Annotated in this window: 20 protein-coding genes; 10 read left to right on the forward strand and 10 right to left on the reverse strand. The window is 73.7% G+C overall.

Features of this window, described 5'->3' with window-relative positions; genetic code table 11:
* A partial coding sequence (locus ACIRFH_RS09100; RefSeq protein ID WP_403518382.1) for a hypothetical protein occupies nt 1–1,409 on the forward strand: 1,409 nt, incomplete at its 5' end.
* 1 nt (nt 1,410) lies between these two features.
* Here ACIRFH_RS09100 and ACIRFH_RS09105 read toward each other — a convergent pair.
* Nucleotides 1,411–3,549, reverse strand: a complete 2,139-nt coding sequence (locus tag ACIRFH_RS09105) for an ATP-binding protein (RefSeq protein ID WP_403518384.1) — start codon at nt 3,547–3,549, stop codon at nt 1,411–1,413.
* 583 nt (nt 3,550–4,132) lie between these two features.
* Here ACIRFH_RS09105 and ACIRFH_RS09110 point away from each other — a divergent pair.
* Entirely contained in the window at nt 4,133–5,512 is a 1,380-nt protein-coding gene (locus ACIRFH_RS09110; protein WP_403518386.1) for an MFS transporter, read from the forward strand.
* A gap of 43 nt (nt 5,513–5,555) precedes the next feature.
* Here the strand turns inward: ACIRFH_RS09110 and ACIRFH_RS09115 are convergent, their stop codons facing one another.
* The 6 genes from ACIRFH_RS09115 to ACIRFH_RS09140 all read right to left on the reverse strand — a co-directional run bounded on the left by ACIRFH_RS09115 (nt 5,556) and on the right by ACIRFH_RS09140 (nt 12,187).
* Nucleotides 5,556–7,517: a helix-turn-helix domain-containing protein gene (locus tag ACIRFH_RS09115; RefSeq protein WP_403518388.1), complete on the reverse strand. Its 1,962-nt coding sequence runs from the start codon at nt 7,515–7,517 to the stop codon at nt 5,556–5,558.
* Between the two features lie 109 nt (nt 7,518–7,626).
* Nucleotides 7,627–8,427 (reverse strand): 3-hydroxybutyrate dehydrogenase, encoded by an 801-nt coding sequence (locus ACIRFH_RS09120; RefSeq protein WP_403518389.1) that lies wholly within the window; start codon nt 8,425–8,427, stop codon nt 7,627–7,629.
* Between the two features lie 54 nt (nt 8,428–8,481).
* Complete coding sequence (locus ACIRFH_RS09125; RefSeq protein WP_403518391.1) at nt 8,482–8,961, reverse strand: NUDIX hydrolase; 480 nt, start codon at nt 8,959–8,961, stop codon at nt 8,482–8,484.
* Between the two features lie 68 nt (nt 8,962–9,029).
* Nucleotides 9,030–10,643, reverse strand: coding sequence for an apolipoprotein N-acyltransferase (gene lnt, locus ACIRFH_RS09130; RefSeq protein WP_403518393.1), 1,614 nt, complete (start codon nt 10,641–10,643; stop codon nt 9,030–9,032).
* A 133-nt stretch (nt 10,644–10,776) separates the two neighbouring features.
* Nucleotides 10,777–11,319, reverse strand: a complete 543-nt coding sequence (locus ACIRFH_RS09135) for a hypothetical protein (RefSeq protein ID WP_403518395.1) — start codon at nt 11,317–11,319, stop codon at nt 10,777–10,779.
* 82 nt (nt 11,320–11,401) lie between these two features.
* A complete protein-coding gene (locus ACIRFH_RS09140; RefSeq protein WP_403518397.1) occupies nt 11,402–12,187 on the reverse strand; it encodes a glutamate racemase in 786 nt (261 codons plus the stop codon).
* Nucleotides 12,188–12,225: 38 nt separating this feature from the next.
* Here ACIRFH_RS09140 and ACIRFH_RS09145 point away from each other — a divergent pair, with 38 nt between their 5' ends.
* Complete coding sequence (locus ACIRFH_RS09145) at nt 12,226–13,452, forward strand: glycosyltransferase (protein ID WP_403518399.1); 1,227 nt, start codon at nt 12,226–12,228, stop codon at nt 13,450–13,452.
* A 19-nt stretch (nt 13,453–13,471) separates the two neighbouring features.
* On the opposite strand, the gene ACIRFH_RS09150 is transcribed toward ACIRFH_RS09145, so the two are convergent.
* Complete coding sequence (locus ACIRFH_RS09150; protein WP_403518697.1) at nt 13,472–14,779, reverse strand: TerD family protein; 1,308 nt, start codon at nt 14,777–14,779, stop codon at nt 13,472–13,474.
* 300 nt (nt 14,780–15,079) lie between these two features.
* On the opposite strand from ACIRFH_RS09150, the gene ACIRFH_RS09155 reads away from it, so the two are divergent.
* The 4 genes from ACIRFH_RS09155 (at nt 15,080) to ACIRFH_RS09170 (ending at nt 19,874) form a co-directional block, all read left to right on the forward strand.
* Entirely contained in the window at nt 15,080–15,526 is a 447-nt protein-coding gene (locus ACIRFH_RS09155; RefSeq protein ID WP_403518400.1) for a DUF6643 family protein, read from the forward strand.
* Nucleotides 15,527–15,569: 43 nt separating this feature from the next.
* Nucleotides 15,570–16,397 carry an MOSC domain-containing protein gene (locus ACIRFH_RS09160; RefSeq protein ID WP_403518402.1) on the forward strand — a complete coding sequence of 276 codons (828 nt, stop codon included), beginning with the start codon at nt 15,570–15,572 and terminating at the stop codon, nt 16,395–16,397.
* Between the two features lie 207 nt (nt 16,398–16,604).
* Complete coding sequence (locus ACIRFH_RS09165) at nt 16,605–17,210, forward strand: hypothetical protein (RefSeq protein WP_403518699.1); 606 nt, start codon at nt 16,605–16,607, stop codon at nt 17,208–17,210.
* Nucleotides 17,211–17,426: 216 nt separating this feature from the next.
* Nucleotides 17,427–19,874 (forward strand): right-handed parallel beta-helix repeat-containing protein, encoded by a 2,448-nt coding sequence (locus tag ACIRFH_RS09170; RefSeq protein ID WP_403518404.1) that lies wholly within the window; start codon nt 17,427–17,429, stop codon nt 19,872–19,874.
* 18 nt (nt 19,875–19,892) lie between these two features.
* Here ACIRFH_RS09170 and ACIRFH_RS09175 read toward each other — a convergent pair whose 3' ends face one another.
* Nucleotides 19,893–22,277, reverse strand: a complete 2,385-nt coding sequence (locus tag ACIRFH_RS09175; RefSeq protein WP_403518406.1) for a hypothetical protein — start codon at nt 22,275–22,277, stop codon at nt 19,893–19,895.
* 272 nt (nt 22,278–22,549) lie between these two features.
* Between ACIRFH_RS09175 and ACIRFH_RS09180 the strand changes: the two genes are divergently transcribed.
* Entirely contained in the window at nt 22,550–23,371 is an 822-nt protein-coding gene (locus tag ACIRFH_RS09180) for a DeoR/GlpR family DNA-binding transcription regulator (protein ID WP_403518407.1), read from the forward strand.
* A 184-nt stretch (nt 23,372–23,555) separates the two neighbouring features.
* Nucleotides 23,556–24,029 (forward strand): SRPBCC family protein, encoded by a 474-nt coding sequence (locus ACIRFH_RS09185; protein ID WP_403518409.1) that lies wholly within the window; start codon nt 23,556–23,558, stop codon nt 24,027–24,029.
* A gap of 13 nt (nt 24,030–24,042) precedes the next feature.
* Here ACIRFH_RS09185 and ACIRFH_RS09190 read toward each other — a convergent pair whose 3' ends face one another.
* A complete protein-coding gene (locus tag ACIRFH_RS09190; protein ID WP_403518411.1) occupies nt 24,043–25,167 on the reverse strand; it encodes a PLP-dependent cysteine synthase family protein in 1,125 nt (374 codons plus the stop codon).
* A 349-nt stretch (nt 25,168–25,516) separates the two neighbouring features.
* On the opposite strand from ACIRFH_RS09190, the gene ACIRFH_RS09195 reads away from it, so the two are divergent.
* Nucleotides 25,517–25,840: a hypothetical protein gene (locus ACIRFH_RS09195; protein WP_403518413.1), complete on the forward strand. Its 324-nt coding sequence runs from the start codon at nt 25,517–25,519 to the stop codon at nt 25,838–25,840.
* Nucleotides 25,841–25,962: the final 122 nt, after the last annotated feature.

Raw genomic sequence — 25,962 nt, forward strand, 5'->3', positions numbered from 1 at the left:
GAGCCGGGAGCCGGGAGCCGGGAGCCGGGAGCCGGGAGCCGGGAGCCGGGAGCCGGGAGCCGGGAGCCGGGAGCCGGGAGCCGGGAGCCGGGAGCCGGGAGCCGACGTTCGGACTGTCGCCGGAGTGGCTGTTGTCCGACGGGCGGCGCTTCGTCGATGGGCTCGTCCTCTCCCACCCCGAGCAGTTGGAGCGTCTGGCCCGGGTCTGTGCGGAGGCGGTGCCTTCGGCCGTACTCGCCGGGGACCCTTGCTTCGACCGTATGCTCGCGGCACGTCCGTACCGGAACAGGTTCCGGCGTGCGCTGGGGGTCCGCCGCGGTCAGCGGCTCGTCGTCCTGAACTCCACCTGGAACCATGAGGGGTTCTTCGGCAACGGCGGCGAACAGGACATCCTGCCCGGTCTCCTCCCCCGGCTCGCCACCGAACTACCCGGCGACGACTACCGCTTGGCCGCCATCCTCCACCCGAACATCTGGTACGGGCACGGTCCCGGTCAGGTCCGGGCGTGGCTGGACCGCGCCCGGCGCAACGGGCTGACGCTGATCGATCCCGTCCACGCGTGGCGGCAGGCCCTGCTCGCCGCCGACCTCGTTCTCGGAGACTTCGGCGCGGTGTCCTACTACGCCGCCGCCCTGGGCACCCCCGTACTGCTGGCCGCCGACGGGGCGGGCGTACTCGACACCGAGGCACCGCTCGCGGAGTTCGTCCGGTACGCGCCCCGGCTCGATCCGTACGCTCCGCTGCTGCCTCAAGTGGAGTGGGCGATCAGCACGCTCCGTCCGGACCCTGCTCCCGCCGGGTTCGTCAGCTCGGAACCGGGTCGGTCGGCCGAGCTGCTTCGTCGGCACTTCTACACCCTGATGGACCTTCCCGAGCCTCCGGACCCCGCGTCCCTGGAGCCGCTCCCACTCCCTCCGTACGGCCCGGGGAGGATAACGGCCCCGCTGCATGTACGGACCCGTGTGAGGGGAACGGACATCACGATCGAACGGTCCGCCGGACATCCCCCAGGTGCCGCCGGCGACGCCCACCTCGCCGTGCATGAGGAGACCCGGCATCCCGGTGACCTCGATGTAGCCGACGTGATAACGCGCGACGGACAGGCGGACGATCCCCGGTTGGGCGGCCCCGGTTCGTGGACCGACGAAGTGCTGCGCCTGCACCCCCACTGCTCGACGGCGGTGTATGTGACGGGCCCGCACACCTGCGTCGTACGCAGCCGAGGGCGGCACGGCCTGTTTCGGCTGTCCGCCGACACCGGCGCCGGGGCGGATGCGGACCCGGCCGCGTACGCCTCCGTCCTGCACGCCTGGCTGGCGTACGGCGGAACGGTCCCCGCGCAGGGGGTCGTGCTCCGGATGCACGCGACCGGCCGTGTGCATCCCTTCCGCGTCGATCCGGACGGCTGACTCACCGGATGGCGCCCGCCTCACAACGCCGCCGCAGACCAGCGAGGTAGGCGCGGTGCGGGATGGCGGAGGAGGGCAGCAGTGCCTCGGCTTCGGCGATCCTGGCCAGTGCCGCCGTGTCGTCACCGCCGTCGTGCAGGGTCTCCGCCAGATCCGTGAGGGCGCGAGCCTGGTTGTATGGCTCTGGTGGTGCTCCGGTGCGTCCCGCGAAGAAGTCCACGGCGCTCTCCAGGCGACGGCGGGACTCTTCCAGCCTGCCCATGCCGCGCAGGGCGCGGCCCTGATGGCGCCCGGCCAGCGCGAGGGCCCTCGGGAGGTCAGCCGTGCCTTCCTGACCGGGCTCGATCCTCCGGTAGACGGACTCGGCCTCGACGAATCTTTCGTATGCTTCCTCGTACGACCAGCGGTTCAGGCTCAGCAGGCCCAGCAGTTCCACGGCCGACGCCTCGCCCCGCAGATGGCCGGCCGCCCGCTCGTACATGACGGCCGCCCGGGCGGCTCGGTCGGCCTGTTCCCACCGCCCCATCTCCCCCAGGCAGTGGGCCAACTGGAAGTGGAGCGCCGCTGCCATCCGTTCGTCCGCACGGCGCTCCTCGGCACACCTCGCCGCGTCCCGAAGCGCCGGAAGGACCTCGTCCCAGTACCCCGCCTTGAGCTGCAGCGGCCACAGGGAGCGGGCCAGCCACAGGGCGGTGGCGGTCCGCTGATACTCCTCGGCCACGACGACCGCCCGGGCCACGTTGGTCACCTCGGCCGCCAGTACCGCGATGCCGTCCGACACGGCACCGGGCCCGACCTCGTACCCCGCCGGCAGCTCGGTCCGCCAGCTCTCCGACAGGGCCGCGCGGGACGCGGGCAGCACCAGCTTGAGCAGCGCTTCGAGCACCCGGTCCACTGCGTCCGCGCATACTCCGAGGCCGTACTCGACAGTGGCGGTCTCGGCCAGCTGCCTCCTGACCTCGGGCCGGAAGCGGTACCGCAGGTCGGGAAGGGGATCCAGGAGTCCGACGTCCACCGCCTCGTCGAGCAGCCGAGCGGCTGCCAACTCCTGGACATCGGCGGCGGCCGCCGCGATCGTGGCACTGATGGACGGCCAGCCGCCGAGCGCGGTGAGCCGGCACAGGCGTACCGCCTCCGGGCCGAGCCGGAGCGAAGCGAGGTGCGCGGCGGTACGGACCGGATGGTCCGGCCATCCCCGGGCCCCACGCACCGACTCGGGCTCGGGCTCGTCCCGGGTCAGCAGCCGCGCTTCCGCGTGGAGAGCGAACGCGTTGCCCCGACAACGGTCGAGCACACCGGGCAGGTGCGCCTTGACCCGTGCGGCGTGTTCCGGCCCGGCCACCTTCCGGACGAGCTGCTTGGCGTGCCGGTCGGTCAGCGGCGGTACGGCAACGCGCTCGGCCTCCAGCAGCAGAGGGGGCCCGGAGACGACCACCACCAGCAGGACACCGGGCGTCGACGGCACGAGGCCGCGGACCTGCGCCAGCGAGGACGTGTGGTCGATCACCACGAGCGCCTTCCGTCCTGCGGTGAGCTTCCGGTAGAGCCGCTCACGACCCGACTCGGTGGCCGGTATCCGATCGGGGTCGACGTCCATCTCCCGCAACAGCCGCAGCAGAACACCCGCCGGTTCCAGTCCGGTCTCCCCGGACGTGTCACGCAGATCGACGTAGTACTGCCCGTCGGGGAACCGGTCGCGGCCCTCTGCCCCCAGCCGAAGCGCCACCGAGGTGGAGCCGCTGCCCGCGGGACCCGACAACAGGACGACCCGGGGCCGGCCCTCCCAGGGCCGGTCGGCCTCCCGCAACAGTCGCCTGAGCGTTTTCTCCTGATTCGTGAACGCCCACGGCGCCGGGGGCATGGCACCTCGGGACGGTTCCACTGCCTCGTCAGGAACGCTCTCCATGAGCAAGGCCCACTCACCGGCCCGCTGCGGGTCGCGGCCCAGCCGTGCGTGCACCCGGCCTGCCAGCGCCCGGCGGTCCTCCGCACTGGCCGGCAGCGAGGTCTCCCGCCCGAGGGTCCGCCTCACCAGAGCCCCCGCCGACAGGGTGAGGTTCTTCCCGACCTCCCCGGCGGCCCCGTTCCCCACCCCCAGCAGGAACGTGGTCAGCGCACTGAGCGCCACGACCTCCAACACGTCGGTCCCTCCCCTGGTCGCCGGCCCCGGTCCTGCCGGACTGTATCGCCGCGTCACCAGATCATGGAAACACTCACGCTTCAGCAACTCCTCTACTTGGCGCAATACATGCGGTACTCGAGGGCCTCGAGGCCGGGGAAGCGAGCACGGCACGACCGCGCGTCGGAGAGGAGGCGGAGAACGTGTCGCTCCTCCTCGAGGCATCCCGCTGAAACCCGCGACGGTAACCAGGGAACAAGCCCCGTCCGAGCAGCACACCATATGCCCGAGTCAAACGCGGCGCAGTCAGCACCAAGTCAGCGAGAGACGGGTGAAGACAGGTGATGACGTGGACTTTCAGTCAGCACCGAACCAGCACGGGAGTCGGCACCGCGCCGTCAGATCACCCCGAACCACACTTCCCGGGCATCGCCCGTTCCGGCCTTCCCAGGCCCCCTGAACCACCCTTCCCTGAGCCGGCATGGTGGCCGCGCGCATACTCAGCACCCGAACTATGGTGCCCCGCCACATGTGCGCCTGACCTGCGTGTTTCTACGGTGTGCCGACACGTACCGTCCCCACCGCACACGAGGAAGTGGCGCACATGGCCTCCGCAGCATCCGCTCCCCCGACGCCCGGCAACCTCAAGCGCATCGTCGCCGCCAGCCTCATCGGCACCACCATCGAGTGGTACGACTTCTTCCTCTACGGTTCCGCCGCCGCCCTCGTCTTCAACAAGCTGTTCTTCCCGGACTCCGACCCGCTGGTCGGCACCCTGCTGTCGTTCCTGACCTATGCCGTCGGGTTCGCCGCCCGTCCGCTCGGCGCTTTGGTCTTCGGACACTACGGTGACCGGCTCGGGCGCAAGAAGCTGCTGGTGCTGAGCCTGCTGATGATGGGCGGGGCCACCTTCGCGATCGGGCTGCTGCCGACGCACGCGACCGTCGGCACGGCCGCTCCCGTGCTGCTGACCGTGCTGCGGCTCGTCCAGGGGTTCGCGCTCGGCGGCGAGTGGGGCGGTGCCGTACTGCTGGTGTCCGAGCACGGGGACGCCCGGCGCCGCGGGTTCTGGGCCTCGTGGCCGCAGACCGGGGCACCGGCCGGGCAGTTGCTGGCGACCGGTGTGCTGTCGCTGCTGACGGCGGTGCTGTCGGACGCCGCGTTCACCGGCTGGGGCTGGCGGATACCGTTTCTGCTCTCCGGCGTCCTGGTCATGGTCGGTCTGTGGATCCGTCTGTCCGTCGACGAATCCCCCGTCTTCAAGCAGGCGTTGGCGCAGGCGGAGGCACGCAAGGCGGACGCCGATCCGCTTCCGCTGGTCGCCGTGCTGCGGCACCACTGGCGCGACGTGCTGATCGCGATGGGCGCGCGGATGGCGGAGAACATCAGCTACTACGTCATCACGGCCTTCATCCTCGTCTACGCCACCACCGCGGCCGACGTCTCCAAGCAGACCGCGCTCAACGCGGTGCTGATCGCCTCGGCCGTGCACTTCGCGGTCATCCCGGCGTGGGGCGCGCTGTCGGACCGGATCGGCCGCCGCCCCGTGTATCTGCTGGGGGCGGCCGGGGTCGGGCTGTGGATGTTCCCGTTCTTCATGCTCATCGACTCCGGGCACTTCGGCAGCCTCCTCCTCGCGGTGACCGTGGGCCTGGTGCTGCACGGCGCGATGTACGCACCCCAGGCGGCCTTCTTCTCCGAGATGTTCGCGACCCGGATGCGCTACTCCGGCGCCTCCATCGGCGCCCAGTTCGCGTCGGTCGCGGCGGGCGCCCCCGCGCCGCTGATCGCCACGGCGCTGCTGTCCGAGTACGACAGCTCGACGCCGATCGCCCTCTACGTCATCGCCGCGGCCCTGCTCACGCTGGTCGCCGTGGGCGTGGCCAAGGAGACCCGCCACCGGGATCTCGCCGACGTGGCGCCCGCGCGGGAGGGTGCCGGGGAGCCCGCCGACTCCCGGCCCACCGGTGCGCGTACCGTCTGACGGCCGCGCCGACGGCCCCCCGCACGCCCCCCGCGTGCGGGGGTCAGCGCTGTGCCGGGGCCGACAGCCGGTGCAGTCTCAGGGCCAGTTGTATCTCCAGGGCGCGGGCGGGGCTCTGCCAGTCGTCGCCGAGGAGGCGGGCGACGCGCTCCAGGCGCTGCGCGACCGTGTTCACGTGGACGTGGAGTTCGTCCTTGGTGCGCGCGGGGCTCATGCCGCAGGCGAAGTACGCGTCGAGGGTGCGCAGCAGTTCGGTGCCGCGCCGCTCGTCGTAGGCCACGACCTGGCCGATGGTGCGGTCGACGAAGCCCGCGATGTCCCGGTCGCCGGCCAGGAGCAGCCCCAGGAACCCGAAGTCCTCGGCGGCGGCGCCGTCCCCGGAGCGGTTCAGCAGCCGCAGGGCGTCCAGGCAGCGTCTGGCCTCGGTGTAGGCGGTGGCCACGGTCTCGGGGCGGGCGGCGAGGTCCTCGACGGGTGCGGAGGCGCCGACGGTGACGGCCTCGTGGACGGCGGTGCCCAGGTCGCGCGCGGTACGGCGAGCCAGTTCCGTGGCGCCGTCGCGGGCGGCGAGGGGCAGCAGCAGGACGGTGCCGCCGTCGCGGGCGGCGGCCAGGCCGTGCCGGGTCGCGGCGAGGTGGGAGGCCGCGGCCCACAGGCGCCGGCGGGCGTCCGCCTCCTGGTCGGCGTCGGGTGCGGTGGCGTCGAGGCGGGCGGCGAGGACGACGTGCGTGGCGTCGAGGTCGGCGTGCAGCCGCCGGGCGCGTTCGCGCAGCAGGCGCGGGTCGCGGTCGTGGGCGTCGAGCAGGTCGTCCAGCAGCTCGCCGCGCACCCGCTGTTCGGCCTCGGCGGCGGAGCGCCGGGCGAGGAGCAGCAGGGAGGTGACCATCGCGGCCCGCTCCAGGGTGAGCTGGTCCACGGGGTCGAGTCCGGGGTGGCCGCGCAGGACGAGGGCGCCGAGCAGTTCGCCGCCGGCGGCGACGGCGGCGATCCAGTCGTCGCCGTGCCGCACCGCGTGCCCTTCGGCGCGGGACGTCTCCAGGGCCCGGGCGGGTGCCGTGGCGGCCTCGGCGAACTCGACGGTGCCGGCCAGGACCTGGGAGACCGCGGCGGCCACGTCGTGGACGCCGCCGCCGCGCAGGACCAGTTCGGCGAGCCGGTCGTGGACGTCGGAGGCGCGTTCGATGACGGCGCTGCGGTCCTTGATGATCTCGTTGGCCCGCTCCAGCTCGGCGAGGGCCGTGCGGGTCTCCGCGAGCAGGTTCGCGGTGTCGATGGCCGCCGCCGCGAGGGCCGCGAAGGAACCGAGCAGGGCGATCTGCTCCCGTTCGAAGACGCGGGCGCGCCGGTCCGCCGCGAACAGCACGCCGATGACGTGGTGCCCGAGCATCAGGGGGACGCCCAGGATCGCGACCAGCCCCTCGTCCCGTACGCCCGTGTCGATGGTGCGGGTGTGCTGGAAGCGGGCGTCCTTGAAGTAGTCCTCGGTGACGTAGGGCCGGGCGGTCTGGGCGACGAGGCCGCCGAGCCCCTCCCCCATGCCGAGCCTCAGCTGCTGGAAGCGGGCCGCGACCGAGCCCTCCGTGACGCGCATGTAGGTGTCGCCGCGGGCCGGGTCGTTGAGGCTGAGGTAGGCCACGTCCGTGCCGAGCAGCGAGCGGGCCCGCTGCACGATCGCGCGCAGTACGGCGTCCAGGTCGCGCAGCCCCGCGAGGTCGTGGGCCGTCTCGAACAGCGCCGACAGTTCGGCCTCGCGGCGGCGCCTGCCCTCCAGCTCGGAGCGTACGCGCAGCGCGAGGAGCTTGGCCCGCTCCAGCGAGGCGATCCGCTCGGCCGGTCCGCCCTCCGCGCGGGCGAGCAGCACCGGCTGCTCGTAGGCGTCGGCGGAGGCTCCCCGGGCCAGCAGCTCCAGGAAGGGCGTCTCGGCACCGGCGGGCGCCGCACGGTGGCCGGGCGCTTCGGCGTCGTGGACGGGACGCTCGGCGGACTGGGCGTGATCGCGGGACATGGTCACAGGATTCCCCATCGCACGGTCGTCCCGGCAGCCCTGTGGAAAACCCGGGCCACCGGGGGCACCGTCCTGAGCGGCACACGCATCGCCCCGCGGGTCACCCCGCTCAGTGGGCGGTCCAGCCGCCGTCCAGGACGAGCGAGGTACCGGTGACGAAGGACGCCTGCGGACCGCACAGGTACGCCACGGCCTCGGCGACCTCCTCCGGCTCGATGAGCCGCCGCACCGCGCTGTCCCTCAGCAGTACGTCGGACAGCACCTGCTCCTCGGGGATGCCGTGCGCCCGGGCCTGGTCGGCGATCTGCTTCTCCACGAGCGGGGTGCGTACGTAGGAGGGATTCACGCAGTTGGAGGTGACGCCGTGGGCGGCCCCCTCCAGTGCGGCGGTCTTGGACAGGCCCTCGAGTCCGTGCTTGGCGGACACATAGGCCGCCTTGTAGGCGGAGGCGCGCAGCCCGTGCACGGAGGAGATGTTCACGATGCGTCCCCAGCCCTGCCCGTACATGTGGGGCAGGGCGCCGCGGATCAGACGGAAGGGCGCCTCCAGCATGACGGTGAGCACCGTGTGGAAGACGTCCGGCGGGAACTCCTCCAGGGGTCGCACCATCTGCAGCCCGGCGTTGTTGACGAGGACGTCGGTGCCGGCGGCCGCGTGCTCGGCGGCGTCCAGATCGGTCAGGTCCAGGACGTGCGGTTCGATCGTGCCGGCGAGGCCTGTGGCCGGCCCAATGAGCGCGTCCAGCCCCGCGGCGTCCCGGTCGACCGCTCTGACCTTGGCCCCGGCGGCGGCGAGTCGGAGCGCGCAGGCGCGGCCGATGCCGCCGGCGGCGCCGGTGACGAGGGCGGTGCGGCCGCCGAGGTCGAGCGGGGTGGCGTGGGGGGCCGGGGGGCCACTGGGCGAGGTCATGTACTGACCCTAGGCAGGACCCACCCCCCTCCCCATGTGGGCTCGCCCCATAGTTCAGACAGAACCAGTGGAGTCGAACCATGTAGGTGTGTCGGCCAGTGCCTGCTTGATCCGGAACTGTCCGAACTCTCCGAGGTCCGGCAGAGCGTCCACCGTGAACCAGCCGACGTCCAGCGACTCGTCGTCGTTGACCCGGGCCTCGCCGCCGACGGCCCGGCAGCGGAAGGTGATGTCCATGAACTGGCAGACGTCGCCGTTCTCGTAGGTGACCGGGGCGAGCGCCTGGACGAGGACCAGCCGTTCGACGACGCACTGGACGGCGGTCTCCTCCTCCACCTCGCGCACCGCGCAGGCCGCGGGCTGCTCCCCGGGCTCGGGGATGCCGCCGATCAGCGACCAGCGCCGGTTGTCGGCCCGTCGGCCCAGCAGCACCCTCCCCTCCTCGTCGAGAACGACGGAGGTGACTCCGGGGAGCCACAGCAGCTGGTGTCCGGCAGAGGCGCGCAGATCGCGGATGAAGTCGGGAGTAGCCATGCGGCCGACCCTAACGGGCCGGGCGGGCCGCTCTGGGCGGCTTCCTGGGGTGCGGACCGGGCGGACGGTCACACGCCACGGGCGCGCCGCCCGCGCACACCGGCGCCGACGGCCCACCCGAGCCCGCCGGCCGCGACGAGCACGAGGGCGATCTCCGGCCACACGCCCCACCGGGTGGCGGGGGTCTCGGAGGAGCGCAGTGGCACCTCCTGGACCAGGGAGTCCGCCACGAACATGCCGGTCTTCCGGGTGATCCGGCCGTCCGGCATGATGATGGCGCTGACGCCGCTGGTCACCGGCACGGTGACGGTCCGGCTGTGCTCGACGGCGCGGATGCGGGACATGGCGAGCTGCTGGTAGGTCATCTCGCTGCGGTCGAAGGTCGCGTTGTTGCTGGGCACGGAGATCATCTGGGCGCCGTCGGTGACCTCGGAGCGCACGGCCCAGTCGAAAGCGGCCTCGTAGCAGGTGACGAGGCCGACCTTCGCGCCGGCCATGGTGAAGACGCCGGGCTCGGTGCCGCGGCTGAAGTCCCGGCTGACCATGGAGGTCCAGTCGTCGTTGATCGCGCCGATCAACGAGCGCAGCGGCAGGTACTCGCCGAAGGGCTGGATCTGCCGTTTGTCGTACGTGTCGACGGGGCCCTTGTCCGGGTCCCACAGGATCTGCTCGTTGAGCAGCTTGCCGTCGCGTTCGACGACGCCGCCGACCGAGATCGGAACGCCGATCGCCTTGGCGGCCCGGTCGATGATGTAGCGCGCGTCGGCGTTGGCGAACGGGTCGATGTCGGAGGAGTTCTCCGGCCAGAGCACGAAGTCGGGGCGGTCGGTCCTGCCCGCCTCGACCTCGGCGGCCAGGCGCTGCGTCTCGCGCGCGTGGTGGTCGAGCACGGCACGGCGCTGGGCGTTGAAGTCGAGGCCGGCGCGGGGCACGTTGCCCTGGATGACGGCGACGGTCGCGGTGCCCTCCTCCGCCTTGTCGGTGACCAGCGGCCGGGCGGCCACGGCGCCCACGACGGGTACGGCCACGCCGAGCAGGGCCGCCGCCGCCGCGCCCCGCCGTACCGTACCGGTGCGGCGTGCCCCGACGGCCAGGCGGACGACCTCGCAGAGGCCGAAGCCGCACAGGACGACCGCGAAGCCGAGCACGGGTGTGCCACCGACCGCGGCGAGCGGCAGGAACACGCCGTCCGCCTGTCCGAACGCGATCTTGCCCCAGGGGAAGCCGTGGAAGGGGACGCGCGCGCGTGCAGCCTCTCCGGCGATCCACACGGCCGCCGCCCACACCGGCCAGGCCGGCAGCCGCGACACCGCGGCGACACCGGCCCCCACCAGCGCGACGAAGACCGCCTCGATCACGGCCAGGGCGAGCCAGGGGCCGGGTCCGACCTCCACACCGGTCCACACCAGCAGGGGCAGCAGGAAGCCGAGACCGAACAGGTAGCCGAGGCCGAGGCCCGCCTTCCAGCCCCGGCCGCGCAGCACCGCGCCGAAGACGGCGAAGGCGGGCAGGGCCAGCCACCACAGGGTGCGCGGCGGGAAGCTGACGTAGAGCAGCACTCCGGAGAGCGCGGCTGCGGCGGCCGGGATCGGACGCGTGAGCCGCGCGGCGAGGCGCAAGGCGGGTGCGGCCTGCGGCGTCAGCCGGTCCGGCTCGCCGACGGTGGTTGCGGTGACGGTCACCCACCGGAGTGTACGGCGCGTGACTTCGCCGCCGACAGCATGGTTCGAGGGGATGGCCGGGCCGGTGGGCGGCGGCCGGCGAGACCGCGAGCACGTCGCCCGCGGAGCAGCTCCAGGACGCGGCGCGGCGGCCTCAGTGCGCGGGGCCCGGGGCCTTCGGGCGGAGGCGGTCCTTGATCACCTGAACGGCCGCTTCCGCGTCGTCCACGGTGATGGTGAAGGTGTGGCCGTCCCACAGTCGCAGGACCACGCCCTCACCGCGCCGTACGACGACGGCGGTGCCCTTCTCCGGCCGCCAGCGGTAGCCCCAGCCGCCCCAGTGGCGCGGAGTGACGTGCGGGGCGAACTCGGCTCCGGCGACATGTGAGAGAGGGATGCGCCGACGGGGCACGCCGATGTGACCGCAGCGCACTTCGAGGCACTCCTCGTCGACTCTCAGCGCGACGTGCACGAACGCCAGCGTGCCGAAGAGGACGAGCAGGCCGGCCGCGATGCAGCCGACGACGGCCATGGCCAGCGGGGCGATGCCGGATTCCCAGGCCGAGTCGACGGCCAGCGCGATGCCGAGAGCCATGCAGGCGACACCGATGAGCGCCAGGAACCACTGGACGCGGTTGGTGGCACGTCCGGTCCAGACGTCCGGTGCGGGGGTGCTCTCGCCGGGGCGATGCCTCATGGCTATGAGGTTACTCATGTTTCGTTGCGCGGGTACCTCGTCGCGCAGGGTGACTGGGCCGAGCGGGCGTGCGGCCCGCCGGTCAGCGGGCCGGCGTGACCGTGCGCAGCAGCCGGCCTTCCTCGTAGGCCGTCGCGGCCTCGGGCAGGGCGCCCTCGCGTCCGCTCAGCAGCACGGTGAGGGTGCCCGCGGCCGGGGCCCCGGGGTCGGGCCGGGCGCCGATCCGGCGCAGTGCCTGTGCGGCGACCGCACCGGCCGAGCCGTGCAGCACGAGGCACGGGGAGCCGGGGCGCTGCACGGCGGCGCGGATGCGTTCGGCGACCAGTTCGTAGTGGGTGCAGCCCAGGACGACGGTCGTCACGTCCTCGGGCGTCAGTGCGGCGGCGGCGGCCACGGCGGCGGTGATCGCCGTCTCGTCCGCCTGCTCGACGGCCTCGGCGAGGCCGTGGCACGGCACCTCGGTGACGGGCGTGCCGGCCGCGAACTCCTCGATGAGCCCGCGCTGGTAGGGGCTGCCGGTGGTGGCGGGCGTCGCCCAGATCGCCACGGGGCCGCCGCCGGCCGCGGCGGGCTTGATCGCCGGGACGGTGCCGATGACCGGCAGGCCGGGTTCGAAGCGGGCCCGCAGGGTGGACAGCGCGTGCACGCTGGCGGTGTTGCAGCCGACGATCAGGGCTTCCGGCCGGTGCGCGGCGGCGGCCTCGGCGACGGCCAGGGCCCGGCCGGTGAGGTCCTCGGGGGTCCGCGGGCCCCAGGGCATGCCGTCGGGGTCCAGGGAGAGGATGAGATCGGCGTCCGGTCGCAGGCGCCGTACCGCAGCGGTGGCCGCCAGCAGACCGATTCCGGAGTCCATGAGCGCGATCTTCACCAGGCCACGATAGACGATGGGCCTTCGCGCGCCGCGTCGTGGGGCAGACTGCGCACGTGAGCGCCGATGTGTGGACCTCCGTCGTGACCGTCGTATCCGCCCTGTCCCTCGCCGCCTGGCTGTGGCTGCTGCTCGCCCAGGGTTTCTTCTGGCGTACGGACGTCAGACTGCCCGAGCGCACGGAACCGGAGGTGTGGCCGCCCGTGTGCGTCGTCGTGCCGGCGCGCGACGAGGCGGCGGTCCTGCCGGCGAGCCTGCCGTCGCTGCTCGCCCAGGACTATCCGGGGCGGGCGGAGGTGTTCCTGATCGACGACGGCAGCACCGACGGCACCGGCGGCCTGGCACGCGGCCTGGCCCGGTGCCAGGGTGGCCTGCCGCTCACCGTGGCCTCGCCCGGGGAGCCGCCGGCCGGCTGGACGGGCAAGCTCTGGGCGGTGCGGCACGGCATCGCCCTGGCACGCGCGCGTGACCCCGAGTACCTGCTGCTGACGGACGCCGACATCGCCCACGCGCCGGACAGCCTGCGGCAACTGGTGGCCGCGGCCCGTACCGGCGGTTTCGACGTCGTCTCGCAGATGGCCCGGCTGCGGGTCGAGAGCGCGTGGGAGCGGCTCGTGGTGCCGGCCTTCGTCTACTTCTTCGCGCAGCTGTACCCGTTCCGGCGGATCGGCAAGGAGCGCGCCGGGAAGAGGGCGACCCGGACGGCGGCCGCCGCGGGCGGCTGCGTGCTGCTGCGCGCCGACGCCGCCGGGCGGGCGCGGATCCCGGACGCCATCCGGCACGCGGTCATCGACGACGTGGCCCTCGCCCGGGCGGTCAAGGGCAGCGGCGGCCGGGTGTGGCTGGGGCTGGCCGACGGCGTGGACAGCGTGCGCCCCTACCCGCGCCTGCACGACCTGTGGCGGATGGTCTCGCGCAGCGCCTACGCGCAGCTGCGGCACAGTCCGCTGCTGCTCGCCGGCACGGTCGCCGGCCTGGCGCTGGTGTACCTGGTGCCGCCGGCGGCGGCGGTCGCGGGCGCGGTGGCCGGCGGTACGGCGACGGCGGTGTGCGGGGCCGCGGCGTGGCTGGTGATGGCGGGGACGTACGTGCCGATGCTGCGGTACTACCGGCAGCCGCTGTGGCTCGCCCCGCTGCTGCCGTTCACCGCGTTCCTGTACCTCCTGATGACGGTCGACTCCGCGGTGCAGCACCACCGGGGGCGGGGTGCGGCCTGGAAGGGCCGCACCTACGCCCGTCCGGACGCCGTGCCCGACGAGGGCTGAGCGCCCGCGCCGGGAGGGTTCACTTGCGGCCGGGGGTCCAGTTCATGCCCCACCCGTAGGCGTGGTCGACCGTCCGCTGGGGGCTCACTCCGCGTTCGGGCACCAGGTAACGGGCCTCGCGCTGGACGACGAGGTCGTCGCCGGTGTTGGTGATCAGCGCGAGGGCGCACACCGTCGAGGGGACCGTGCACTCGTCGAGCGAGAAGTCGACCGGGGCGCCGTACTGCGGCTGGAGGGTGACCGTGGCGTGCAGGTCGGCGAAGGAGCGCGCGCCCTCGTAGATGGTGACGAAGACGAGGATGCGCCGGAAGTGCTTCTGGTGGTCGAGGCTGATGGTGAGGTTCTCGCCGGACGCCACGGCGCCGGTGCGGTCGTCGCCGTCGAGGTGGATGAACGGCGGCTGGTGCAGGGAGCCGAAGGCGTTGCCGAGGGCCTGGACGACGCCCTTGCTGCCGTCGCTGAGTTCGTACAGGCAGCACAGGTCGAGGTCGAGGTCGTCGTGCATCGCGACCGGGCGGCCCAGCTTGCGGGCCCAGCCGGAGAACTGCTTGCGCACCTGCCAGTTGAGGTTCACGCGCATGGCGCCCGAGGTGCCGCCCTGTTTGGTGAGGGAGACGGAGGGCGCGGCCTTGGTGAGCGTGACCTTGGTCAGGCGGACCGGCTCGGGGGAAGGTGCCGTCGCCGGGGGCGGCGGGGTGCCCGCGGGCCGCGTCATGGGCGGGGGCGGCACGGTGGTGGCCGGAGCAGCGGGGGGCGGGGGCGGCACAGTGGCCGGGGGCGGAGGGGTGGGGGGCGCCGGGGCCTGTTGCGGTTCGTCCACCGTGATGCCGTAGTCGGTGGCCAGGCCCTCGAGGCCGCTGTCGTAGCCCTGGCCGACGGCGCGGAACTTCCAGGCGCCCTGGCGGCGGTAGAACTCGCCGAGCACGAACGCCGTCTCGACCGTGGCGCCGGGGTTGTCGAAGCGGGCGACGACGGTGCCCTGCGCCGCGTCCCGCACCTCGATGTACAGGTCGGGTACCCGGCCGAAGGACCCGCCGTCCGAGGAGGCGGCGACGATCACCGTCTCGACGGCGGGTTCCACGCGCGCGAGGTCGACCAGCAGGCTGTCGGTCACCTTGCCGTCGGTGTCCCGCTTGCCCTCGTGCCGGACCGCGCCGGAGGAGTGTGCCGGCTGGTTGTAGAAGACGAAGTCCGCGTCGGAACGGACCTTCCCCGCCACCAGGAGCAGCGCCGAGGCGTCCGCGTCGGGCACGCCGGGGCCGGATCGCCAGCCCAGTTCGACCCGCAGCGCCGTGGTCGGCACCGGGGTGTTCGAGCCCTTCGACATTGACATGTCCGCCCCCATCACGTGTCGCCGCGCCGGGCCGGGCCCCGGCGGTTCGTCAAGTCTTCCGTTCTCCGCGCCCAACCTATGCCCCCTGCGCGGGCCGCTCATGGGGGGTGCGCGCAGAGCGCCGGCGACCGCCGGTAACCCGCACGGAACTTGGCCTATACACCAAAAACGGGCCTCGCGCCGCCCTATTTCACCGATTTCACTCTGATTGGGGATCTCAGGTCACCGCGAGCATGGAAAACAACCCTCTTATCGGTCTCCCCAACCAGCACATCGTGGGCTTAACTTATGGCCATGACCTCCCCCCGCTCCACTTATGGCGGCGGCTACTACTCCGCCTCCTTCCCGGACACCCCGATCTACGACTCGCTCGTCGCCGAGCGCGGTACCCCGCAGATCGCCCCGATCCGGGTCCCGGCCGAGTACGACGCGCCGGGCAGCCACCTGCCGGCGCTCCCGTCGGCCCTGCCCGCCCTCCCGGCGGCCCCTTCCCAGCCCTCCTACGGCTACCCCCAGCAGATGCAGATGCAGCAGCCCGCCCCGCTGCAGCAGGCGCCCGCCGCGTACATCCCGCAGCAGGCGAGCGCCCCACGCGGATACCCCGGTCCCCAGCAGCCGCAGCAGCCCCGTCCGGCCGTGGCCGGCCCCGCGGGATACGAGGCGATGCGCCCAACGGCGCCGCGGCCCGCCCCGGCGCCCTATCAGGACCCGTACAACAACCAGCAGTACCGGGGTTACTGAGCGGTCCCCCCCGGCTGTCGGTGCCACCTGGCACCATGACTCCATGGGGAGCGCGCGACTGCAGTCGATTCACGTCCATCCGGTCAAGGCGTTCCGGGGCCTCGCGCCCCGGGAAGCCGTCGTGGAACCCTGGGGGCTGGCCGGAGACCGCCGCTGGATGCTGGTCGACGACGGGGGAAAGGTCGTCACGCAGCGCGAGCAGCCGCGCCTCGCCCTGGCCGCCGCCGAGCTCCTGCCCGGCGGCGGCATCCGGCTGTCCGCGCCCGGCCGCCGCCCGCTGACGGTCCCGGTTCCGCACGCGGCGGGCACGATCCCGGTGCGGATCTTCGGCGACAAGGTCGAGGCGGTCCCGGCGCAGGAGGACGCCGCGCACGCCTGGTGCAGTGCCCATCTCGGGGCGGACGTACGGCTGGTGCACCTGGACGATCCCGCCACCCGCCGGCCCGTCGACCCCGCGTACGCGCTGCCGGGCGAAACCGTCTCCTTCGCCGACGGTTTTCCGCTGCTGCTCACGACGACGGCGTCCCTCGACGCCCTCAACTCCCTGATCGCACGCGGGGAGTACGCGGCGGAGGGCCCGCTGCCCATGAGCCGCTTCCGGCCGAACCTGGTGGTCACCGGCACCGACGCGTGGGCGGAGGACGGCTGGTCGCGCATCGACGTCGGCGAGGTCGGCTTCCGCGTCGCCAAGCCGTGCGGACGCTGTGTGGTGACGACCACCGACCAGGACACCGCCCGACGCGGCAGGGAGCCCCTGCACAGCCTCGGGCGGCACCGCCGTATCGGCGGCAAGCTGGTCTTCGGGCAGAATCTCGTGCCCCTCGGTCCCGGCACGGTCCGGATCGGCGATCCGGTGCGGATCATCGCGTGACGGACGCGACTCACCCGTGTCCCGGTGGCCGGGAACCCGGTCACCGGGACACGCGTTGGCTTTCATGAGACACGGGCGGGAAGAGACGGAGACACGGGCGGGAAGAGACGGCCGAGGACGCCGGCGCGGGATGCGCCGGCCCGCCCGGACCGGCTCGTGGGCGGACGGATCGACCGGGGGCGGCAGGAGCGGGAAGGGGGCCGGGCGGTGCGGGCGATCAGGGGACTCTGGCGCTGGCGGCGCAATCCGCTGCGCCGCACGACCGACCTGATCGAGGCCTGGGTCGCCCTGACGGGCCTGCTGTTGATCCTCTGCGTCGCGCCCCTGGTCGGCGCGCTCGTCGGAGGGGCGGCACAGGACGCCCTGCAGCGGTCGGTCCGGGCCCAGCGCGAGTCCCGGCACCAGGTGACGGCCTTCGTCGTCCGCGAGCTGAAGCGCTCCCCGCTGAACACCGACCCGGAGGGTGTCCCGGCCGGGAACCTGCGCAGCCGCGTCCTCGCCCGGTGGAAGGCGCCGGACGGCTCCGAGCGCCGCGGTTCCGTCCTGACGGCCCTGCGGGATCCGCACAGCGGCGACCGCTTCCGGATGTGGACCGACGGGCAGGGCCGGGCGGCGGCCCGCCCGCTGGACTCCTCCACCGCCACGACACACGCCGCGCTCGCCGGTATCGGTGCCGCCCTGGCCACCGCGGTCCTGGTCGAGGCGAGCCGGCGGATCGTCGTGTGGCGCATGGTCCGCCGCCGCTACGGCCGTTGGGAACGGGAGTGGGAGCGCGCGGGCCCGGACTGGGGCCGGACCGGCACCGGCAGCTGACCGGCTTCCGCCTCCGGTCAACCCACCGTCCGCGCACACGCTACGGTGGACCGGCCGAACCAATCGGCGACGACCCGCGCGTGAGGAAGTCACAGGTACGCGCCGGTGTCGGGAGCGCGTGCGGGCCCGCGGGCACGGCCGCGGGCCCGCCCCGGCCGGGACGTCCCCGACGGTGAACGAGCCATCAGTACGACGAGGTGGGGGCACAGCAACGCCATGGCACAGGGCACGGTCCAGGTGACGCACACCGGCACCTCGCGGTGGCGGCGCCGCACGGGTGAGTACGCATCGCTCGCCGCCGCCCTGGAGGCCGCGGCCGACGGTGACGTCCTCACCATCGCCCCCGGGACCTACCGGGAGAACCTCGTCGTCCAGCGGGCGGTGACCCTGCGCGGACCCGAGGGGGCCCAGGGCTCGGTGCGGATCGCGCCCGTCGACGGGGTGCCGCTGACGGTGCGGGCCTCGGCCGTCGTGCAGGACCTGCACGTCGAGGGCCAGGACGCGGCGGCGCCCGCGGTGCTCGTCGAGGAGGGCACCCCGGAGCTGCTGGACGTCCGGGTGGTCACGCGGTCCGCGTCCGGCATCGAGGTGCGCGGCGGTGCCCGGCCCACGGTGCGGCGCTGCACCGTCGACAATCCGGCGGGCGTCGGCATCGCCGTCCTGGACGGTGGGGGCGGGGTGTTCGAGGAGTGCGAGGTCGTCTCGGCCGGCCAGGCGGGTGTCGCGGTGCGCTCCGGCGCACGCCCCCGTCTGGAGCGCTGCCGGATCCACCACGCCGCCGGTTCGGGTCTGACGGCGACCGGTGAGCACTCCGCGCTGGAGGCGGTGGGGTGCGAGATCTACGAGGTGCGGGGCAGCGGCGTCCAGGTCTCCGGCCGGGCCACCGCGCACCTGACCGACTGCGATGTGCACCGCACCACCGGCGACGGCGTCACGCTCGACACCGACGCCGTGCTCACGCTCGCCGACTGCCGTATCCACGACATCCCGGAGAACGCGGTCGACCTGCGCTCCCGTTCCGTGCTCACCCTGACCCGCACCAGCGTGCGGCAGTTCGGGCGCAACGGCCTGTCGGTGTGGGACCCGGGCACGCGCGTGGACGCCAACCAGTGCGAGATCTTCGACAGCACGGGCGACTACCCGGCGGTCTGGGTCAGCGACGGCGCCACCGCGGTGCTCGACTCGTGCCGGGTGCACGACGTGCCGGACGCGCTGTTCGTGCTGGACCGCGGTTCGCGCGTGGACGTCGTCGACAGCGATCTGTCCCAGGTGCGGAACACGGCGGTGTCGGTGAGCGACGGCGCCACCGCGCAGCTCGACGACTGCCGCATCCGGGACGCGGCGACGGGCGCCTGGTTCCGCGACCACGGCAGCGGCGGCACCCTGAACAACTGCACCCTGGACGGCAACCGCACCGGCGTGATCGTCACCAAGGGCGCCGACCCCACCATCGAGCGCTGCACGGTCGACTCCCCGTCCGAGGCCGGGGTCTACGTGTCGGCGGGCGGCCGCGGCAGCTTCCTCGGCTGCCGGGTGACGGGCAGCGCCGGCTACGGCTTCCACGTGATCGACGGCTGCCGCACGACGCTGCGGAAGTGCCGTACGGAGCGGTGCGCGCGCGGCGGTTTCGAGTTCGCGGACGGCGGCCCGGACGCGTCGTCCGGCGCGGGGCCGCTCGTCGAGGACTGCGCCGGCGACGAGAGCGGCGGCGGTCTGGCGCCGCCACCTGTGCGGGAGGCGGCCGTGCAGACGGTTGGCCACTCCCCCGGCGGTCTGCTGGGCTCGATTCCAGGGCAGCGCAGCACCGAGCAGGAGCCGCTGATCGCGGGTGCCGGGTTCGAGGAGCCCGCGCGGACGCCGAAGGACGTACTCGGTGAACTGGACGCGCTGGTCGGTCTGGAGAGCGTCAAGCGGGAGGTCCGGGCCCTGACCGACATGATCGAGGTGGGCCGGCGCCGGCAGCAGGCGGGGCTGAAGGCCGCTTCGGTCAAACGGCATCTGGTCTTCACCGGCTCCCCCGGCACCGGCAAGACGACGGTCGCCCGGCTGTACGGCGAGATCCTCGCCTCCCTCGGCGTGCTGGAGAAGGGCCACCTCGTCGAGGTGTCCCGCGTCGACCTGGTCGGCGAGCACATCGGCTCCACGGCGATCCGCACCCAGGAGGCGTTCCAGCGGGCGCGCGGCGGCGTGCTGTTCATCGACGAGGCGTACGCGCTGTCCCCCGAGGACGCGGGCCGGGACTTCGGCAAGGAGGCCATCGACACGCTGGTGAAGCTGATGGAGGACCAGCGGGACGCGGTCGTGGTGATCGTCGCGGGCTACACGGCGGAGATGGAACGGTTCCTGTCCGTCAACCCGGGCGTGGCATCCCGTTTCTCGCGGGTCATCACCTTCGGCGACTACGGGCCCGAGGAGCTGCTGCGGATCGTGGAGCAGCAGGCCGAGGAGCACGAGTACCGGCTGGCACCGGGCGTGCCCGAGGCGCTGACGCGGTACTTCGCGGCGATCCCCAAGGGCCCGGCCTTCGGCAACGGCCGCACCGCGCGCCAGACCTTCGAGGCGATGGTGGAGCGGCACGCGAGCCGCGTCGCCCAACTGGCGGACCCCAGCACGGACGACCTGAGCCTGCTCTACGAGGAGGACCTCCCGGAGCTGCCCCGGTAGGCCCTGCCGGGGTGGACGTCAGCAGCCGCCCCGGGCGCCGTCCGCGCCCGGGACGGGCGGCGGTGTCCGGCCGGTGTGGCGCGGCGCCGGTACCTCCGGGCGCAGCCGGGCCAGCAGCCGTCGCCGTTCCTCGGCGAAGGCCGGGTCGGCCTGGTAGTCGGAGTGGCCCAGGATGGGCGCGGGCAGCGGGTGCAGGTCGGTGCGGCCGTACGTCAGCGGGTCCTTGAGGGGTTCGCGGTCCACGGCCGGGCCGCAGTCGCCGGGCAGCCGTACCGGGCCGCCGATGGGGTCGGTGCGCCGGTACAGGTTGCGCCAGCAGTCGACGTCCCGGTGCAGGGCGCCGAGCGCGTCGGGCCCGAAGTGGGCGGGGAACCAGCGGCCGTAGAGGCGCTCCAGCGGGGAGCCGTAGGTCAGCAGGGCGACGCGTCTGCGGGCGGAGGGCGCGAGTTGCCAGGTTGCGGCGGCGGCGAGGACGCTGCCCTGCGAGTGCCCGGAGATGACCAGCCGGCCGCCGGTGACGCGGGTCCAGGTCGCCATGCGCCAGGTCAGGTCGGGCACCGCGCGCTCGGCGTAGCAGGGCGGTGCGAAGGGGTGGGCGGCGCGCGGCCAGAAGGTGCCGACGTCCCACAGGATGCCGATGGTGCGCCGGGCGGAGGCGTCCTTGTAGGCGCGCCTGCCCCAGGTGACGAAGAGGATGAAGCCGAAGCCGATGAGCCAGGAGCCCAGTGCCTGCGCGGTCCGCGCTGCTCCGTGCACGACGGCGTACGTCCCGCGCGTGGCGTCGGCCGGCACCTGTCCGGTCGTCAGGGCGCCCACGAGGGCCGCCGCGCCCAGCAGCAGGGTGACGGTGGAGACGGCGGCGACGACGAGGGGGCCCCGGTCGGTGAGGGCGGCCATGGCGCGGACGGTCGCGATACGCCGGGTGCGGGCCGGGTCCCCGGTCTCTCCGGGGTGTTCGCGCTCCACCTCGTCCCGTTCCGCCCGGGCGAGGCGCCAGGTGCGCCGGGCGAGGACGGCGCAGATCAGCAGGACGACCAGGAGCAGCGGCGGGATGACGGACGCCTGCCAGGTCAGCAGGACGGGCGGGCCGTCGAGGGAGGTGCCGGTGCCGTCGAGCCAGTCCGACACCCGCTGCGCCACCCCGCCGGACATCACGCCCCCCAGCGCGCAGGCCAGCATGGCGACGGCGGGTCCGCCGAGGCCGCGGACGGCGGCACGCGGGGCGGGGCGGGCACGGTGCAGCGTGTGGGCGACCGCACCGAGGGCGGTCACCAGGAGTCCCTGCACCAGGGTGATGCCGCCGAAGGTCATGTCCCCGGGCAGCCGGCCGGCCGACGTCCATCCCGGGCGGGACCAACCGCCGTACACCAGGGCGAGGACGAGCAGGGCGAGCGCGGCGAGCGGCAGGAGCCGTACGACGCGCCGGTCGAGTGCCCGGTCGAGGCGGTTCTCGCTGCGGCCCCGACGGCAGGTCACGCCCACCGCGGCGATCGCGCCGGCGATCAGTGCGGCCTCCAGCAGCCGGCCGAGCGTGTCGAGCAGGGCGGACCCGCCGGGCGCGCGGTCGAAGCGGGCCGCCGGGACGCCGACCGCGGCGGCGACCGTCAGCAGGCCCGCGGCGGTGTGCGCGGCGCGCAGCCGGGCCACCAGGCGCCGCCCGTACCAGAATCCGGGCCGGTTCAGGGCGGTGCGGCCCAGGTCGTCCTCGGGGTCGGCGGCGCGTTCCATCGGCTGCTGGGACTCGTACGCCCGCCAGGTGCGCAGGGACAGATACCACAGCAGGCCGGTGAGCGCGGCGGGCACGGCGGCCGCGAGGGCGAGCCTGCGGCCGGGCGGGCTCCACCAGCCGCCGTCCGGCATCACCGGCGACAGGAAGCCCAGCCAGGAGTGCCGCTCGGCGCACGCGCGCGTGCCCGCGCACTGCCAGGCGACGAGGTCGATCGCGACCTCGCAGGCCGCGGCGACCAGCAGCACCGTCAGGGTCAGTCCGGTGAGCCGCACCAGCAGCCCGTAGAGCCGGACCGTCCGGATCCGGCCGTGCGCGGGGGGCCGCATCCAGTGGGCGAGGTTGACGACCATGAAGGGCAGGAGCAGCAGCCACAGGGCGCGGGTGCCGTTGCCGGAGGTGAGGTTGCACCAGACGTAGGCCTCGGGCACCGGCCGGCCCCGGTAGTCCTCGGGCCGGGACTCCGCGTCGGCGTCCTCGGTGCGGCGGAAGACGGCCGCGACGTGGTCGCCGGTGACGCGTACGGTGCGCGGATCGTCCAGCATCTCGGCGGGTGTCGTGCCGCCCACGCCGTGCACCAGGAGTTCCAGGGCGGTGCCGGTCTCCCGGGACTGCGGGCCGGGGACGGCCGGATCTCTCCCGCCGTCGGCTCCGTTCCGTTCCTGCGCCTGTTCCACTGTCCGCACTCCCCCGTGACGCGCCGTCCGCCGTGTCCGTGCGGGCACAAGGATCTCCGTTTCACGGGCGTCGCACACCCCTGCGCACGGAATCTCCCCGAACCGTGTGACGGGCCGGCGTCAGCGGCGTGCGGGCTCCGGCAGCCGGTGGCGCGGCCCGCGGCGGGGCGTGCGAGGATGGGACGTCCGCGCCCGGAGCGGGGAGAACTCCTCGTCGGAGCGGGTGGGCGGGGCGTGTCGGACGGTTTTGCGGCGAAAGGACCGAGGCGTACGTGAGTGAGAATCCGAACCTCCTCGCGGAGCAGCGGCGCGCCCTGATCCTCGACGAGGTGCGCCGCCGCGGTGGTGTCCGGGTCAACGAACTGACCCGCAAGCTCGGCGTGTCGGACATGACGGTCCGCCGCGACCTCGACGCGCTGGCCCGGCAGGGCGTGCTGGAGAAGGTGCACGGCGGTGCGGTGCCGGTGATCGAGGCGAGTACGCACGAGCCGGGGTTCGAGGCCAAGTCGGGTCTGGAGCCGACCGCCAAGGAGGACATCGCGCGGGCCGCGGCCGGGCTGGTCGCGCCGGGGGCCGCGATCGCGCTGTCGGGCGGTACGACGACGTACGCGCTGGCGCACCGGCTGGTGGACGTGCCGGATCTCACCGTGGTGACCAACTCGGTGCGGGTGGCCGACGTGTTCCACGTGGCGCAGCGCACCTCGGGCGCGCGCCAGGGCGCGGCCACGGTGGTGCTGACCGGCGGGGTGCGCACCCCCTCCGACTCGCTGGTGGGGCCCGTCGCCGACCAGGCGATCGCGGCGCTCCACTTCGACGTGCTGTTCCTCGGGGTGCACGGGATATCGGCCGAGGCCGGCCTGTCGACGCCGAATCTCGCGGAGGCGGAGACCAACCGGCGGCTGGTGCAGTCGGCGCGGCGGGTCGTGGTGGTCGCCGATCACACCAAGTGGGGCGTGGTGGGGCTGAGTTCGTTCGCCGCGCTGGAGCAGGTCGACACGCTGGTGACCGACGGCGGTCTGCCGGCGGACGCGCGTGTGGAGATCGCGGAGCATCTGCGGCTGATCGTGGCGGGCGAGCCGGACAGCGACGACTGAGGTCGTCCGACACCGGTGAGGGCCGTCGGCGGCCCTCGGAATGCCCCGGCCGGTTGCCGGTGGGGCCCCGGTGGACGCCCGGGGCGGACCGAGGCCCCGCTGACAGGGGCCGCGTCCGCCGCTAGGGTGACGCCACTTCGCCGATCGTCCGCGTCCGCGGCTCGTCACCAAGGGGGCGTCGTCCATGGCTCGCCGTCTGCGTCCGGTGGGGCTCGACTTCGTCGGGTCGGCCCCCGTACGACTGGTCTTCACGGCCGAGGTCTCCGCCGCCCCGGAGCCGGTCTTCCGCGCGCTCGCCGAGGACGTGCCGGGCTGGACCGCGTGGTTCTCCGCGGTGACGTCCGCGCGGTCCATCGGCGAGGGCGCGGGGCGCGAGATCCGGCTCAGGGGCGGCACGCGCTTCGTGGAGGCGGTGCTCGCGGCGGACCGTCCCGAGGTGTACGCCTACCGTGTGGACGTCACCAACGCGCCTGGGGCCCGGGCCCTGGCCGAACAGTGGCGGCTGACTCCGGCCGGCACCGGGACGCGTGTGCGGTGGACGGTCGCCGCCGACGGCACGGCGCCCTTCCGCTTCGCCCTGCACCTGGCCCGCCCGGCGCTGGGACGGGCCTTCCGGGGCGCGGTCGCGTCGCTGGACCGGCGCCTGGCCGGGGCGTAGGCCCGGTCGCCGGTCACTCGGGCCAGGTGCCGGTGTGCAGGAGGGAGTCGATGGCCGCGGCGTACGGCCGGATGTCCAGACCCTGTTCGGCGAGCCAGGCGTCCGAGTAGTACTTGTCGAGGTACCGGTCGCCCGGGTCGCACAGCAGCGTCACGACGCTGCCGTGGCGTCCCTCGGCCACCATCTCGGCGACGATCTTCAGCGCGCTCCACAGACCGGTGCCCGTCGAGCCGCCGGCCTTGCGGCCGATGGCCCGCTCCAGGGCGCGTACGGCGGCGACGCTCGCCGCGTCGGGCACCTTCATCATGCGGTCGATCGCACCGGGCACGAAGCTCGGTTCCATGCGGGGCCGGCCGATGCCCTCGATGCGGGAGCCGCAGTCGCAGGTGACGTCCGGGTCACCGGTGGTCCAGCCGTCGAAGAAGCAGGAGTTCTCCGGGTCGGCGACGCAGACGCGGGTGTCGTACTGCATGTAGTGCACGTAGCGCGCGAGGGTCGCGGAGGTGCCGCCGGTGCCGGCCGTGGCGACGATCCAGGCCGGCTCGGGGAACCGCTCCAGCCGCAGCTGGCGGAAGATCGACTCGGCGATGTTGTTGTTGCCGCGCCAGTCGGTGGCCCGTTCCGCGTAGGTGAACTGGTCCATGTAGTGGCCGCCGGTCTCGGCCGCGAGGCGGGCGGACTCCTCGTACATCCCGCGCGGGTCGTCCACGAAGTGGCACCGCCCGCCCTGGAACTCGATCAGGCGGATCTTCTCGGCGCTGGTCGTGCGCGGCATCACGGCGATGAAGGGGACGCCGATCAGTGAGGCGAAGTACGCCTCGGAGACGGCCGTCGAGCCGCTGGACGCCTCGATCACGGGCCGGCCGGGCCGGATCCAGCCGTTGCACAGGCCGTAGAGGAAGAGCGAGCGGGCGAGCCGGTGCTTGAGGCTGCCCGTCGGGTGGGTCGACTCGTCCTTCAGGTAGAGGTCGATGCCCCACCGTTCCGGCAGCGGGAACAGGAGCAGGTGGGTGTCGGCCGACCGGTTGGCGTCGGCCTGGACCTTGCGCACGGCTTCTTTCAGCCAGGCGCGGTAGTCGGCGTCGCTGTGGTCGACGTCGAGGGTGGCGCCGGTCCGGGACTGCTGGGGGGTGCTCACGACGGGGCTCCTTACGCTGCGCTCCGACGGCGCCTCGCGCGGCCGGCACACCCGATCATAGGCACCTTCCACACGCTTCTCACCTGCATAAACACACCTTTGAGGGCCCCAAAGACGCCCTGGGGCGAGGGTGGTGGCCGCGTGGGGGCGCATTCGCGCGAGTGCTCCGGGCGCCCCCGGAAAGGGCCGGCGCGTACTGGTGCTCGCCGCCGGGTGCGGGCAGACTTCACCCGGCGGCGGGACCCCGGGTCCCGTCACGGGCGCACACTGGAGCACGACACGAGCCGGTACCGGGCCCCCTCGCGGTGCCATGGTCCGGCAGGTCCGACGCGCACGAGGGGGCGACGGCATGGCGGAGCCGGAGTTCACGGCCACGGGGGTGCGGATCGGCAAGCGGCTGCGTTCGCTCACCCGGGCCGGGCAGGTCCGGATCAGGGGCGGCAGGCTGGAGTTGCTCACCAGCTACGGCAGCGAGATAGACAGCGCGCCGGTGCGGGCCGTGCGTGCCTCCCGGCCCTGGTTCGCTCCTCAGGGCCGGGCGTTCGCCGACCTCGGCGGCAAGCGGTACCTGCTGACCCTCGGCGAGCGCGACCCCGCTCCCGGCGAGCCGGGCCCGCCCGCCGCGCGCCGTTTCATCGAGGCCGTGCGCAGGGCGACGGGGCGCACCGGCTGAGATGTCCGTGACTTGCGGTGCCCCACCCCTTGCGTCACTCTGGTCTCATCTCACTCTGGGTTTACCGGCGATAACGCTGCGAACCAGCCCGCCGGTCATGACAGCAGGCGGCGATGCGCCGC

The organism is Streptomyces sp. NPDC093586 (genome assembly GCF_044764905.1).
In the GTDB taxonomy this organism is placed as follows: Bacteria; Actinomycetota; Actinomycetes; order Streptomycetales; family Streptomycetaceae; genus Streptomyces.

Bases quoted from the DNA above. Each gene is read 5' to 3' on its own strand.
- ACIRFH_RS09110 (WP_403518386.1), top strand. From the start codon at position 4,133: ATGGCCTCCGCAGCATCCGCTCCCCCGACGCCCGGCAACCTCAAGCGC.
- ACIRFH_RS09115 (WP_403518388.1), bottom strand. From the start codon at position 7,517: ATGTCCCGCGATCACGCCCAGTCCGCCGAGCGTCCCGTCCACGACGCC.
- ACIRFH_RS09120 (WP_403518389.1), bottom strand. From the start codon at position 8,427: ATGACCTCGCCCAGTGGCCCCCCGGCCCCCCACGCCACCCCGCTCGAC.
- ACIRFH_RS09125 (WP_403518391.1), bottom strand. From the start codon at position 8,961: ATGGCTACTCCCGACTTCATCCGCGATCTGCGCGCCTCTGCCGGACAC.
- ACIRFH_RS09135 (WP_403518395.1), bottom strand. From the start codon at position 11,319: ATGAGGCATCGCCCCGGCGAGAGCACCCCCGCACCGGACGTCTGGACC.
- ACIRFH_RS09150 (WP_403518697.1), bottom strand. From the start codon at position 14,779: ATGTCGAAGGGCTCGAACACCCCGGTGCCGACCACGGCGCTGCGGGTC.
- ACIRFH_RS09155 (WP_403518400.1), top strand. From the start codon at position 15,080: ATGACCTCCCCCCGCTCCACTTATGGCGGCGGCTACTACTCCGCCTCC.
- ACIRFH_RS09160 (WP_403518402.1), top strand. From the start codon at position 15,570: ATGGGGAGCGCGCGACTGCAGTCGATTCACGTCCATCCGGTCAAGGCG.
- ACIRFH_RS09170 (WP_403518404.1), top strand. From the start codon at position 17,427: ATGGCACAGGGCACGGTCCAGGTGACGCACACCGGCACCTCGCGGTGG.
- ACIRFH_RS09185 (WP_403518409.1), top strand. From the start codon at position 23,556: ATGGCTCGCCGTCTGCGTCCGGTGGGGCTCGACTTCGTCGGGTCGGCC.
- ACIRFH_RS09195 (WP_403518413.1), top strand. From the start codon at position 25,517: ATGGCGGAGCCGGAGTTCACGGCCACGGGGGTGCGGATCGGCAAGCGG.